The 13456-nt window shown below is 68.8% G+C and carries 10 protein-coding genes; 7 read left to right on the forward strand and 3 right to left on the reverse strand.

All coding sequences use genetic code 11. The features are described 5' to 3' along the window. Position 1 precedes the first annotated feature (1 nt). Genes yidD through rpmH form a run of 3 tightly spaced genes read right to left on the reverse strand, consistent with a single transcriptional unit; the run spans position 2 to position 892 of the window. On the reverse strand, positions 2 to 367 hold the full coding sequence (gene yidD, locus ACWC24_RS03100; protein WP_450661094.1) for a membrane protein insertion efficiency factor YidD: 366 nt from the start codon (positions 365 to 367) through the stop codon (positions 2 to 4). Beyond that, positions 364 to 735 carry a ribonuclease P protein component gene (gene rnpA / locus ACWC24_RS03105; RefSeq protein WP_450661095.1) on the reverse strand — a complete coding sequence of 124 codons (372 nt, stop codon included), beginning with the start codon at positions 733 to 735 and terminating at the stop codon, positions 364 to 366. Before rnpA ends, yidD begins: the two co-directional genes overlap by 4 nt. Positions 736 to 754: 19 nt before the next feature. Then, on the reverse strand, positions 755 to 892 hold the full coding sequence (gene rpmH, locus ACWC24_RS03110) for a 50S ribosomal protein L34 (protein WP_005482975.1): 138 nt from the start codon (positions 890 to 892) through the stop codon (positions 755 to 757). A 379-nt stretch (positions 893 to 1271) separates the two neighbouring features. Here rpmH and dnaA point away from each other — a divergent pair, with 379 nt between their 5' ends. The 7 genes from dnaA (at position 1272) to gyrA (ending at position 13450) form a co-directional block, all read left to right on the forward strand. Further along, positions 1272 to 3278 (forward strand): chromosomal replication initiator protein DnaA, encoded by a 2007-nt coding sequence (gene dnaA, locus ACWC24_RS03115; protein WP_450661096.1) that lies wholly within the window; start codon positions 1272 to 1274, stop codon positions 3276 to 3278. Positions 3279 to 4310: 1032 nt separating this feature from the next. Continuing rightward, positions 4311 to 5441 carry a DNA polymerase III subunit beta gene (gene dnaN / locus ACWC24_RS03120; protein WP_162469651.1) on the forward strand — a complete coding sequence of 377 codons (1131 nt, stop codon included), beginning with the start codon at positions 4311 to 4313 and terminating at the stop codon, positions 5439 to 5441. Positions 5442 to 5613: 172 nt separating this feature from the next. Next, complete coding sequence (gnd, locus tag ACWC24_RS03125) at positions 5614 to 6489, forward strand: phosphogluconate dehydrogenase (NAD(+)-dependent, decarboxylating) (RefSeq protein ID WP_450661097.1); 876 nt, start codon at positions 5614 to 5616, stop codon at positions 6487 to 6489. A gap of 40 nt (positions 6490 to 6529) precedes the next feature. Beyond that, complete coding sequence (gene recF / locus ACWC24_RS03130) at positions 6530 to 7654, forward strand: DNA replication/repair protein RecF (protein ID WP_450661098.1); 1125 nt, start codon at positions 6530 to 6532, stop codon at positions 7652 to 7654. After that, positions 7651 to 8211: a DUF721 domain-containing protein gene (locus tag ACWC24_RS03135; protein ID WP_450661099.1), complete on the forward strand. Its 561-nt coding sequence runs from the start codon at positions 7651 to 7653 to the stop codon at positions 8209 to 8211. Before recF ends, ACWC24_RS03135 begins: the two co-directional genes overlap by 4 nt. Positions 8212 to 8728: 517 nt before the next feature. Next, on the forward strand, positions 8729 to 10813 hold the full coding sequence (gene gyrB, locus ACWC24_RS03140) for a DNA topoisomerase (ATP-hydrolyzing) subunit B (protein WP_450661100.1): 2085 nt from the start codon (positions 8729 to 8731) through the stop codon (positions 10811 to 10813). A gap of 42 nt (positions 10814 to 10855) precedes the next feature. Further along, on the forward strand, positions 10856 to 13450 hold the full coding sequence (gene gyrA, locus ACWC24_RS03145; RefSeq protein WP_450661101.1) for a DNA gyrase subunit A: 2595 nt from the start codon (positions 10856 to 10858) through the stop codon (positions 13448 to 13450). Positions 13451 to 13456 lie beyond the last annotated feature (6 nt).

Raw genomic sequence — 13456 nt, forward strand, 5'->3', positions numbered from 1 at the left:
ATCATGCTCCTTGGACATGGGACGGGGTCTCTGCGGCCGGGCTCGAGGGGCGGTCGGACATCCCCTGTCCCTCGGTGGCCGGTTCGGCGGCGGAGGTCCCGCCCTTGCGTGCGCGCCATGCGTTGCGCAGCAGTTCGTGCCACCGCGGACGCTTGCGCGGCGGAACATGGTCCACGCCACCGAGCGACCACGGGTTGCACCGCAGAATGCGCCAGGCGGTGAGTGCCGTTCCCTTGATCGCGCCGTGCCGGTCGATGGCCGTATAGCCGTAGTGGGAGCACGACGGGTAGTACTTGCAGACCGGCCCCAGCAAGGGACTGATCGTCCACTGGTACAGCTTGATCAGAGCCAGCAGCGGGTACTTCATCGCGCGCCCCCTCCCAGCAGCCGCTGAACTGCGGCGTCCAGGTCTCGGGCCAGCTGTGCATGGTCGGCGTCGCCCGCTCCGGGCAGCGCTCGTACGACTACCAGGCTACCGGGGGGGAACAGGGCGACTCGGTCGCGCATCAGATGGCGCAGTCTGCGCTTCACCGCGTTGCGCACGACCGCGCCACCCACGGCCTTGCTCACGACGAAACCCGCACGTGTCCGGGGAGCGCTCTCCCCAGGCGCGTGCGGGTCCGTGGCACCGCTACGAAGGTGTACGACGAGGAGCGGGCGTCCTGCCCGACGACCTCGTCGTACCGCGGCCGCGAAATCCTCGCGCCGCCTCAGCCGATGCTCGGTAGGCAGCACGACGTCACGACCTGTGAAATCAGGCGGACAGGCTGGCGCGACCCTTGCTGCGGCGGTTCGCCAGGATCGCGCGACCGGCACGGGTGCGCATCCGCAGGCGGAAGCCGTGGGTCTTGGCGCGACGACGGTTGTTCGGCTGGAAGGTGCGCTTGCTCACTCGGGGGCTCCAGAAATCAATCGGTAGTTGCGGGGTGCCGTCCTGGCTGTCACCGTGCGCCCACGAGTAGCTCGCGTTACGCCCGAGTGCACCGCTTCCCGATCACCGAAACGCGATCTGTGCCCATCGGAGGCAGGCGGCAGCAGCCATCGACAACTCGACCTGGTTACGGTACGCGGGGCTGAGCCATGCGGTCAAACCGGTGCTCCCTGAGGGACACTATCCACAGGCTGGGGACAACAACTTGAACCACACCCGCTGCCCTGACTACCGTGGTTGAACTCCGATTCGTTCCCCTTGACCCCTGCCCCACCCGATTTGAAATCCCGATCCGTCCCGCAGACACACCCGCGTGGGACCCCGTGAGAGAGCGTGCCCCGTGGCTGACGTACCTGCCGATCTTGCCGCAGTGTGGCCACGCGTACTCGATCAACTTCTGGGCGAGGGTCGCGGACAGGGCGTCGAGGTCAAGGACGAGCACTGGATCCGGCGCTGCCAGCCGCTCGCGCTGGTGGCGGACACGGCCCTGCTCGCCGTACCGAACGAGTTCGCCAAGAACGTACTCGAGGGACGCCTCGCCCCCATTGTCAGCGAGAGCCTGAGCCGCGAGTGCGGCCGTCCCATCCGGATCGCGATCACCGTCGACGACTCCGCCGGCGAGCCCCCGGCCCCGCCGGCGCCCCCCGCTCCGTCGCCCTCGCGCTACGAGGACACCGAGTCCTCCTCCGGCCAGTACGAGGGATACGGCCGCCACCGCGCCGAGCCGTCCGCCCCCGCGCAGGGCGACCAGCGTTCCCACCAGCGCGGTGAGCAGATGCCCACCGCCCGTCCGGCCTACCCGGCCGAGTACCAGCGCCCCGAGCCCGGCGCCTGGCCGCGCCCGGCGCAGGACGAGTACAGCTGGCACCAGCAGCGCCTCGGCTTCCCGGAGCGCGACCCGTACGCCTCGCCGTCACGTGACTCCTACGGCTCCCCGCAGGACGCGTACGGCTCCACGGGGCCGGATTCCTACGGTTCGGCCTCCCAGGACTCCTACGGTTCGGCCTCCCAGGACTCCTACGGCTCCAAAGGTCCGGACTCCTACGGTTCCAAGGGTCCGGACTCCTACGGCCCGCCGTCGGAATACCGCCCGCAGCCCATGGACCGGCCGCCCTACGACCAGCAGCGTTCCGACTACGAGTCGTCACGCCCGGACTACGACCAGCGCGACCCCGCCCGCCGCGACCTGTCCGAACCGCCCGCCGGCTCCGGGCAGGCGCACCGCGGCGGCCCGGCCGGCGTCGGCCAGTCCGCCGCCGGCGCGCCCGGCCCGCTGGCGGCGAAGCCCGCACCGGCTGCCGGACCCGGTGAGCCCACCGCGCGGCTGAACCCGAAGTACCTCTTCGACACCTTCGTCATCGGCGCCTCGAACCGGTTCGCCCACGCGGCCGCCGTCGCCGTCGCCGAGGCGCCCGCGAAGGCCTACAACCCCCTGTTCATCTACGGGGAGTCGGGCCTCGGCAAGACACACCTGCTGCACGCGATCGGGCACTACGCGCGCAGCCTGTATCCCGGCACCCGCGTGCGGTACGTGAGCTCCGAGGAGTTCACCAACGAGTTCATCAACTCCATCCGCGACGGCAAGGGCGACAGCTTCCGCAAGCGCTACCGCGAGATGGACATCCTGCTCGTCGACGACATCCAGTTCCTCGCGGACAAGGAGTCGACGCAGGAGGAGTTCTTCCACACCTTCAACACGCTCCACAACGCCAACAAGCAGATCGTGCTCTCCAGCGACCGGCCGCCCAAGCAGCTGGTGACCCTGGAGGACCGGCTGCGGAACCGTTTCGAGTGGGGTCTGATCACCGACGTCCAGCCGCCCGAGCTGGAGACGCGGATCGCGATCCTGCGCAAGAAGGCGGTCCAGGAGCAGCTCAACGCCCCGCCGGAGGTGCTGGAGTTCATCGCCTCGCGGATCTCGCGCAACATCCGTGAGCTGGAGGGCGCGCTGATCCGGGTGACGGCGTTCGCCTCGCTCAACCGGCAGCCGGTGGACCTGGGCCTGACGGAGATCGTCCTCAAGGACCTCATCCCCGGCGGCGAGGACTCGGCTCCCGAGATCACCTCGACGGCCATCATGGGCGCCACCGCCGACTACTTCGGGCTGACGGTGGAGGACCTGTGCGGCACGTCGCGCGGCCGCGCGCTGGTGACGGCCCGGCAGATCGCCATGTACCTGTGCCGCGAGCTGACGGATCTCTCCCTGCCGAAGATCGGGGCGCTGTTCGGCGGCCGTGACCACACGACGGTGATGCACGCCGATCGCAAGATCCGCAATCTGATGGCCGAGCGTCGCTCCATCTACAACCAGGTGACGGAGCTGACCAACCGCATCAAGAACGGCTGAGTGCGTAGCTGACAGGACGGACCGTGAGGGCCGCCGCCGACGCGCCGAGGGCGCCCCCGGGAGCAGATCCCGGGGGCGCCCTCCGCCGTTCCCCGCCGTGCGAGCGGCCCCCTCCGCCGTTCCCGGGCGTCTGCTCAACGGGCCCACCGAACCGGGTCCGTGAGCCCGTTGCGCCGGGTCCGTGAGCCCGCCGACCCGGCCGTACGACCCTCGCTCCGGGGAGCGGGCCGGTCCTCCGCGAGCCATCGACTGTTCGATTACCTGCGGGGTTACGGCCACTCTCCACAGATTGGGCGACTTTTTCCCGTCCACATCCTGGGGACCGGGAAGTTGTCCAGACTGTTTCCACAGGCGGCCCGGTTGAAGGAGCATCAGGCCAGGTCAGGTGGTTGTGGATTCGTGGACGAAGGATCTCCACAGACTGTGGACAACCTGCCGGTCCACAAGCTGTGCACGAGGTTGTCCACCGACAACCCACAGGTGGGGACCGCTTGTCCCCAGTGATCCCCGGCTTCTCCACAAGGCTGTCCACTGTTCGGCAACCTCCAGCCCCTGCTCACTGTCTCGAGTGAAAGGCGTCACACGAAGGTGCCGGGTTGGGCTGTGGGAAAGGCGGGTAAAGCTGGGGACGACGCTGGGGAGAAGTGGCCCCCGGCTGTGCACGGTGTGTGCAGAACTTTCTGTTCTCCACAGAAACCCCGAGTTGTCCACGGCCGTCACCCACAGGACCGGTGGATAAAAAATCGCCTCTGAGCTGCGAAAACGGGGTTATCCACGGTATCCACAGCCCCTACTACTACTCCCGACTAGAGAGAGCGAGAAATCCGTTTCGAAGGGGGTCCTGTGCACAACTCGCTCCTCGGTGCCCGGCTGCCCCTCGTCACGACTTGACCCCGATAGGCACCTACTGTCAGTGCCGTGCGTCAGACTGTTCCCCGGTGACCTTCCCCGCCACGGGGACCGACGGCACCGAGACAGACGACGAAGGCCAGGCAGAGCGAGAAGCGCCGGCAACAGCAGGAGGCGGCAACGGTGAAGATCCGGGTGGAACGCGACGTACTCGCGGAGGCAGTGGCCTGGGCGGCGCGCAGCCTCCCGGCCCGTCCGCCGGCGCCGGTCCTCGCCGGCCTCCTGCTGAAGGCCGAGGAAGGCCAGCTGAGCCTGTCCGGCTTCGACTACGAGGTCTCCGCACGCGTGTCGGTGGAGGCCGAGGTCGAGGAGGAGGGCACGGTCCTCGTCTCCGGCCGGCTGCTCGCCGACATCTGCCGCGCCCTCCCCAACCGTCCGGTGGAGATCTCCACAGACGGTGTACGGGCGACGGTGGTCTGCGGCTCCTCCCGGTTCACCCTCCACACCCTGCCTGTGGAGGAGTACCCGGCGCTTCCCCAGATGCCGAACGCGACGGGCACCGTCCCCGGCGAGGTCTTCGCCTCCGCCGTGCAGCAGGTCGCCATCGCGGCCGGCCGTGACGACACGCTGCCCGTCCTGACCGGTGTGCGCATCGAGATCGAGGGCGACACCGTCACGCTGGCCTCCACCGACCGCTACCGCTTCGCGGTCCGCGAGTTCCTGTGGAAGCCGGAGAACCCCGACGCGTCCGCGGTGGCCCTGGTGCCCGCCAAGACGCTCCTGGACACCGCGAAGGCCCTCACGAGCGGTGACAGCGTCATCCTGGCACTGTCCGGCTCGGGCGCCGGCGAGGGTCTGATCGGTTTCGAGGGCGCCGGCCGTCGTACGACGACCCGGCTCCTGGAGGGCGACCTCCCGAAGTACCGCACGCTGTTCCCGACGGAGTTCAACAGCGTGGCCGTGATCGAGACCGCCCCCTTCGTGGAGGCCGTCAAGCGCGTCGCCCTGGTGGCCGAGCGCAACACCCCGGTGCGGCTCAGCTTCGAGCAGGGCGTGCTCATTCTGGAAGCCGGCTCCAGCGACGACGCACAGGCTGTGGAAAGGGTCGACGCCCAGCTCGAGGGCGACGACATCTCCATCGCCTTCAACCCGACGTTCCTGCTGGACGGCCTGAGTGCGATCGACTCCCCGGTGGCTCAGCTGTCCTTCACGACGTCCACCAAGCCCGCGCTGCTCAGCGGTAAGCCGTCGGTGGACGCCGAGGCGGACGACGCCTACAAGTACCTGATCATGCCGGTGCGGCTGAGCGGCTGACGGTTGTCCACAGCGTCCGCGGGCCCGGTGGACAACCGGACCCGCGGACGAAGCCACAGGTGAGGGCGTACGTATGAGCGGGTATGCCCACAGGTGTGCGTGAGCGTCCGGGTTTAGGGTCGGACACAGGTACGAAAGTGCCCTCGCCACACAGCAACCTAAGGAACAACTGATGGAGCTCGGTCTCGTCGGCCTCGGCAAGATGGGCGGCAACATGCGCGAGCGGATCCGCCGCGCAGGTCACACCGTCATCGGATACGACCGCAACCAGGACCTCGCCGACGTCCACAGCCTGGAAGAGCTTGTGGGCAAGCTCAGCGGCCCGCGGGTGGTCTGGGTGATGGTCCCGGCCGGTGCCGCGACCCAGGCCACGATCGACGAACTGGGCGAGCTGCTGGAGCCCGGTGACATCGTCGTGGACGGCGGGAACTCCCGCTGGACCGACGACGAGCAGCACGCGCGCGAGCTGGCGGCCAAGGGCATCGGTTTCGTCGACTGCGGCGTCTCCGGCGGTGTCTGGGGCCTGGAGAACGGCTATGCGCTGATGTACGGCGGTGACGCCGACGACGTCGCCAAGGTGCAGCCCGTCTTCGACGCCCTCAAGCCCGAGGGTGCGTTCGGTGCGGTGCACGCGGGCAAGGTCGGCGCCGGCCACTTCGCGAAGATGGTCCACAACGGCATCGAGTACGCCATGATGCAGGCTTACGCCGAGGGCTGGGAGCTGCTGGAGAAGGTCGACTCCGTCACGGACGTGCGCGAGGTCTTCCGCTCCTGGCAGGAGGGCACGGTCATCCGTTCCTGGCTGCTCGACCTCGCGGTGAACGCCCTCGACGAGGACGAGCACCTGGACGCGCTGAAGGGTTACGCACAGGACTCCGGCGAGGGCCGGTGGACCGTGGAGGCCGCCATCGACAACGCCGTGCCGCTGCCCGCGATCACGGCCTCGCTGTTCGCCCGGTTCGCCTCCCGCCAGGAGGATTCGCCGCAGATGAAGATGATCGCCGCGCTGCGCAACCAGTTCGGCGGCCACGCGGTCGAGAAGAAGTAGTCCGCTACCCGAAGGATCTGGGGGAGGTCGGTACACGACCATGCACGTCACGCATCTGTCGCTGGCCGACTTCCGCTCGTACGCCCGGGCCGAGGTTCCGCTCGACCCGGGCGTCAACGCCTTCGTCGGCCCCAACGGCCAGGGCAAGACGAACCTCGTCGAGGCCGTCGGCTATCTGGCCACCCTGGGCAGCCACCGGGTCTCCTCCGACGCGCCGCTGGTCCGGATGGGCGCCGACCGCGCGATCGTCCGGGCCCAGGTCAGGCAGGGCGAACGGCAGCAACTGGTCGAGCTGGAGCTCAACCCGGGCAAGGCCAACCGCGCCCGTATCAACAGGTCGTCGCAGGTCAGGCCGCGTGACGTGCTGGGCATCGTACGGACGGTGCTGTTCGCTCCCGAGGATCTCGCGCTGGTCAAGGGCGACCCCGGGGAGCGCCGCCGCTTCCTCGACGAGCTGATCACCGCGCGCTCCCCGCGGATGGCCGGCGTGCGCGCCGACTACGAGCGGGTCCTCAAGCAGCGCAACACCCTCCTGAAGTCGGCCGCGCTGGCCCGCCGCCACGGCGGCCGCTCCATGGACATGTCCACGCTCGACGTGTGGGACCAGCACCTCGCGCGCGTGGGCGCGGAGCTGCTCGCCCGGCGTCTCGACCTGGTCGCCGCGCTCCAGCCGCTCGCCGACAAGGCGTACGAACAGCTGGCCCCCGGCGGCGGCCCGGTCGCCCTGGAGTACCGGCCGTCCGCGGCCGGGATCACCGGCCACGGCCGGGAGGAGCTCCACGACCAGCTGATGGCCGCCCTGGCCGAGGCCCGCAAGCAGGAGATCGAGCGGGGCGTCACCCTGGTGGGGCCGCAGCGCGACGATCTGCTGCTCAAACTCGGACAGCTCCCCGCCAAGGGCTACGCCTCGCACGGTGAGTCCTGGTCCTACGCGCTGGCGCTGCGGCTGGCCTCGTACGAGCTGCTGCGGGCCGAGGGGAACGAGCCCGTGCTGATCCTCGACGACGTCTTCGCCGAGCTCGACGCCCGTCGCCGGGAGCGGCTGGCCGAGCTGGTCGCCACCGGTGAGCAGGTCCTGGTGACGGCCGCGGTCGACGACGACGTCCCCGATGTGCTGGCGGGCGCGCGGTACGCCGTGGCCGACGGGACGGTCGAGCGGCTGTGAGCGGCCAGGAACCGGCCCGGGAGAAGGACTCCGGGCAGATATCCGGAAAGACACCCGAGCCCTCGGGTGTGGATCTCGCGCGGGTGGCGCTGCGGGCGGCCCGCGAGCAGGCACGCGCGCGCGGTGACGCGGCGCAGCAGAAGAAGCAGGCGCGCCGTGGTGGCGGTCTGCGTTCCGGGGCACGCGCCGACGGCCGTGACCCGATGGCGCTCGGCTCCGCGATCAGCCGGCTGCTCACCGAGCGCGGCTGGGAGACGCCCGCCGCGGTGGGCGGGGTGATGGGCCGCTGGCCGGAGATCGTCGGCGCGGACGTGGCCAAGCACTGCGTTCCGGAGAAGTACGACGAGGACGAGCGGGTACTGGTGGTGCGCTGCGACTCCACGGCCTGGGCGACGAACCTCCGCCTGCTCGCCCCGACGCTGGTGGCCCGGCTGAACGAGGACCTCGGCCACGGCGCGGTGAAGCTGATCAAGGTGTACGGCCCCAGCGCCCCGGTCCGTCGGTACGGCCCGCTGCGCGCTCCGGGCAGCACCGGACCCGGTGACACCTACGGGTGAGCCCGGAGTGATCGCGGGTCGGCCCGTGCCGGGCGGTACGGGCCGCCGTCGGCCTGCCGGTGGGCCTCCGCGGGACCGACCGGGGCCGGTTCCGAGCCGCCACGGGCCGGATCCGGGGCCGTTTCGGGGCCGTTTCACGGCCGGCCGGGGGTCGCGCGAGAGTGACTTACCTCACGTGAGGTGGGTACGCGATGCTTTCGTCGCGCGACCGCACACGGTTGCGAATTCTGATCCGACCCTTGAGTAGCAACGGGTTGACACCTCAAAGCGCTGAGTGCCGCTGTGAGCCTCTTGGAGCCCCCATCCGTATATCGGGACCCGGAAGAGCCCGGTTCAGGGCGGCACATGCGGACTCAGGTACCGGCAAACCCCCATCACTGTCGGCGCAACCGGTAGACTGGAAGCAGATCCCGCCCCGAACGTGGGGACCGCCCGGGAGAAGCTGAGCAACGCTGATCAAGGCTTACCAACGCAACATGCCGCAGCCGCTCCGGCAACCTGCCGACGAGCCTGGCTCGTGCTGTGCCAGAAAGGGCGCTTCGTGGCCGATTCCGGCAACACCGACGAGAACATCCCGTCCACCGACGAAGGCGCGAACGACGTGGCCACCACCTCGGGCGGCGAGGTGACCGCTTCGTACGACGCCAGCGCCATCACCGTCCTCGAGGGCCTGGACGCGGTCCGCAAGCGACCCGGTATGTACATCGGCTCGACCGGTGAGCGAGGTCTGCACCACCTCGTGTACGAGGTCGTCGACAACTCCGTCGACGAGGCGCTGGCCGGGCACGCGGACACGATCGACGTGACGATCCTCGCCGACGGCGGTGTCCGCGTGATCGACAACGGTCGCGGCATCCCGGTGGGCATCGTCGCCTCCGAGGGCAAGCCGGCCCTGGAGGTCGTGCTGACCGTGCTGCACGCGGGCGGCAAGTTCGGCGGCGGCGGCTACGCGGTCTCCGGCGGTCTGCACGGCGTGGGCGTATCGGTGGTGAACGCCCTGTCCAGCAAGGTCTCCGTCGAGGTCAGGACGGACGGCCACCGCTGGACGCAGGACTACAAGATGGGCGTCCCCACGGCGCCGCTGGTCAAGCACGAGGCCATCGAGGCGACCGGCACCTCGGTCACCTTCTGGGCCGACGCGGACATCTTCGAGACCACCGAGTACTCCTTCGAGACGCTCTCGCGGCGCTTCCAGGAGATGGCGTTCCTCAACAAGGGTCTGACGATCAAGCTCACCGACGAGCGCGAGTCGGCGAAGGCCACGGCCGGGGCGGACGAGGCGGGTGCGGACGAGAAGAGCGAGGTCAAGACCGTCACGTACCACTACGAGGGCGGCATCGTCGACTTCGTGAAGTACCTCAACTCCCGCAAGGGCGAGCCGGTGCACCCGTCGGTCATCGACCTGGAGGCCGAGGACAGGGACAAGAGCCTGTCCCTCGAGGTCGCCATGCAGTGGAACAGCGGCTACAGCGAGGGCGTGTACTCCTTCGCCAACATCATCCACACCCACGAGGGCGGTACGCACGAAGAGGGCTTCCGCGCGGCGCTCACCAACCTGATCAACAAGTACGCGCGCGACAAGAAGCTGCTGCGCGAGAAGGACGACAACCTCACGGGCGACGACATCCGCGAGGGTCTGACGGCGATCATCTCGGTGAAGCTCAGCGAGCCCCAGTTCGAGGGCCAGACCAAGACCAAGCTGGGCAACACCGAGGCGAAGACCTTCGTCCAGAAGGCGGTCTACGAGCACCTCGCCGACTGGCTGGACCGTAACCCGGTGGAGGCCGCGGACATCGTCCGCAAGGGCATCCAGGCGGCCACCGCGCGCGTGGCGGCCCGCAAGGCGCGCGACCTCACCCGCCGCAAGGGCCTGCTGGAGTCGGCGTCGCTGCCGGGCAAGCTCTCCGACTGCCAGTCGAACGACCCCACCAAGTGCGAGATCTTCATCGTCGAGGGTGACTCCGCCGGCGGCTCGGCCAAGTCCGGCCGCAACCCGCAGTACCAGGCGATCCTCCCGATCCGCGGCAAGATCCTCAACGTGGAGAAGGCCAGGATCGACAAGATCCTGCAGAACCAGGAGATCCAGGCGCTGATCTCCGCCTTCGGCACGGGTGTGCACGAGGACTTCGACATCTCCAAGCTCCGCTATCACAAGATCATCCTGATGGCGGACGCCGACGTCGACGGCCAGCACATCAACACCCTGCTGCTGACCTTCCTGTTCCGCTTCATGCGGCCGCTGGTCGAGGCGGGACACGTGTTCCTCTCCCGTCCTCCGCTCTACAAGATCAAGTGGGGCCGGGACGACGCGGAGTACGCGTACTCGGACCGGGAGCGCGACGCGCTGATCGAGCTCGGCCGGCAGCGCGGCAAGCGGGTCCGGGAGGACTCGATCCAGCGCTTCAAGGGTCTCGGCGAGATGAACGCCGAGGAGCTGCGCATCACCACGATGGACCAGGAGCACCGCGTCCTCGGCCAGGTCACCCTGGACGACGCGGCCCAGGCCGACGACCTGTTCTCGGTCCTGATGGGCGAGGACGTCGAGGCCCGGCGCCAGTTCATCCAGCGCAACGCCAAGGACGTCCGCTTCCTCGACATCTGAGTCGGTCTCAGCTGACCGCATCAGGAAGGATCCTCACCAGCAATGACCGACGAGAACACGCCTGCCGTGCCTGAAGAGGGCGGCGAGACCGTCCTTCGTGTCGAGCCCGTCGGGCTCGAGACGGAGATGCAGCGCTCCTACCTCGACTACGCGATGTCCGTCATCGTCTCGCGTGCCCTGCCCGACGTCCGGGACGGCCTCAAGCCCGTCCACCGGCGCGTGCTGTACGCCATGTACGACGGCGGCTACCGGCCCGAGCGCGGCTTCTACAAGTGCGCCCGCGTCGTCGGCGACGTCATGGGCAACTACCACCCGCACGGCGACTCCTCGATCTACGACGCGCTGGTCCGCCTCGCGCAGCCGTGGTCGATGCGGATGCCGCTCGTGGACTCCAACGGAAACTTCGGCTCCCCGGGCAACGACCCGGCGGCGGCGATGCGGTACACCGAGTGCAAGCTCGCGCCGCTGTCGATGGAGATGGTCCGTGACATCGACGAGGAGACCGTCGACTTCACGGACAACTACGACGGCCGCTCCCAGGAACCGACCGTCCTGCCCGCCCGCTTCCCGAACCTGCTGATCAACGGCTCGGCCGGCATCGCGGTCGGCATGGCCACCAACATCCCGCCGCACAACCTGCGCGAGGTCGCGGCCGGCGCCCAGTGGTGCCTGGAGAACCCCGACGCCTCGCACGAGGAGCTGCTGGACGCCCTCATCGAGCGCATCAAGGGCCCCGACTTCCCGACCGGCGCCCTCGTGGTGGGCCGCAAGGGCATCGAGGAGGCCTACCGCACGGGCCGCGGCTCGATCACCATGCGCGCGGTCGTCGAGGTCGAGGAGATCCAGAACCGCCAGTGCCTGGTGGTCACGGAGCTGCCCTACCAGACCAACCCCGACAACCTCGCGCAGAAGATCGCCGACCTGGTGAAGGACGGCAAGATCGGCGGCATCGCCGACGTGCGCGACGAGACCTCGTCCCGCACCGGTCAGCGGCTGGTCATCGTCCTGAAGCGAGACGCCGTCGCCAAGGTCGTGCTGAACAACCTCTACAAGCACACCGACCTCCAGTCGAACTTCGGCGCCAACATGCTGGCGCTCGTCGACGGCGTGCCGCGCACGCTCTCCCTGGACGCGTTCATCCGCCACTGGGTGACGCACCAGATCGAGGTCATCGTCCGCCGTACGCGCTTCCGGCTGCGCAAGGCCGAGGAGCGGGCGCACATCCTGCGCGGCCTGCTGAAGGCCCTGGACGCCATCGACGAGGTCATCGCGCTGATCCGGCGCAGCGACACCGTCGAGATCGCGCGCGGGGGCCTGATGGAGCTCCTGGAGATCGACGAGATCCAGGCCAACGCCATCCTCGAGATGCAGCTGCGCCGGCTGGCCGCCCTGGAGCGTCAGAAGATCGTCCAGGAGCACGACGAGCTCCAGGCGAAGATCACCGAGTACAACGCGATCCTGGCCTCCCCGGACCGCCAGCGGGCCATCGTCAGCGAGGAGCTGGCCGCGATCGTCGAGAAGTTCGGCGACGACCGCAAGACCATGCTGGTGCCCTACGACGGTGACATGTCCATCGAGGACCTCATCGCCGAGGAGGACATCGTCGTCACCGTCACGCGCGGTGGCTACGTCAAGCGCACCAAGGCGGACGACTACCGGGCGCAGAAGCGCGGCGGCAAGGGCGTACGCGGCGCGAAGCTCAAGGAAGACGACATCGTCGACCACTTCTTCGTGTCGACCACGCACCACTGGCTGCTGTTCTTCACCAACAAGGGCCGCGTCTACCGCGCGAAGGCGTACGAGCTGCCCGACGCCGGCCGGGACGCGCGCGGCCAGCACGTGGCGAACCTGCTGGCCTTCCAGCCGGACGAGGCGATCGCCGAGATCCTCGCGATCCGTGACTACGAGGCGGTGCCGTACCTGGTGCTCGCCACGAAGGCCGGTCTGGTCAAGAAGACGCCGCTGAAGGATTACGATTCGCCGCGCTCCGGTGGTGTCATCGCCATCAACCTGCGCGAGCGGGAGGACGGATCAGACGACGAACTGATCGGAGCCGAACTCGTCTCGGCCGACGATGATCTCCTGCTGATCAGCAAGAAGGCCCAGTCGATCAGGTTCACCGCCTCGGACGACACTTTGCGGCCCATGGGCCGTGCCACCTCGGGCGTCAAGGGCATGAGTTTCCGTGAGGGCGACGAGCTGCTCTCGATGAATGTTGTTCGACCGGGTACGTTCGTGTTCACTGCCACCGACGGCGGATACGCGAAGCGGACCGCCGTCGACGAGTACCGCGTCCAGGGTCGCGGCGGCCTCGGCATCAAGGCCGCCAAGATCGTCGAGGACCGTGGATCGCTCGTCGGGGCGCTGATTGTCGAGGAGAGCGACGAGATCCTCGCCATCACGCTGTCCGGTGGTGTGATTCGCACGCGAGTCAGCGAGGTCAGGGAGACGGGCCGTGACACCATGGGCGTCCAACTGATCAACCTGGGCAAGCGCGATGCCGTCGTAGGTATCGCACGTAACGCCGAGGCGGGACGCGAGGCGGAGGAGGTCGACGGCGACGACGCCGTGGACGAGCCCGCCGAAGACGTCACGGCCATCGGCACGGACGAGGGCGCGGAGCCCTCGGCCGAGTAGCACGAG

The organism is Streptomyces sp. NPDC001443, from assembly GCF_053597355.1.

What these genes read in the sequence shown, in the direction of transcription:
- yidD (WP_450661094.1), bottom strand. Translation starts at nt 367, where the DNA reads ATGAAGTACCCGCTGCTGGCTCTGATCAAGCTGTACCAGTGGACGATC.
- gnd (WP_450661097.1), top strand. Translation starts at nt 5,614, where the DNA reads ATGGAGCTCGGTCTCGTCGGCCTCGGCAAGATGGGCGGCAACATGCGC.
- recF (WP_450661098.1), top strand. Translation starts at nt 6,530, where the DNA reads ATGCACGTCACGCATCTGTCGCTGGCCGACTTCCGCTCGTACGCCCGG.
- gyrA (WP_450661101.1), top strand. Translation starts at nt 10,856, where the DNA reads ATGACCGACGAGAACACGCCTGCCGTGCCTGAAGAGGGCGGCGAGACC.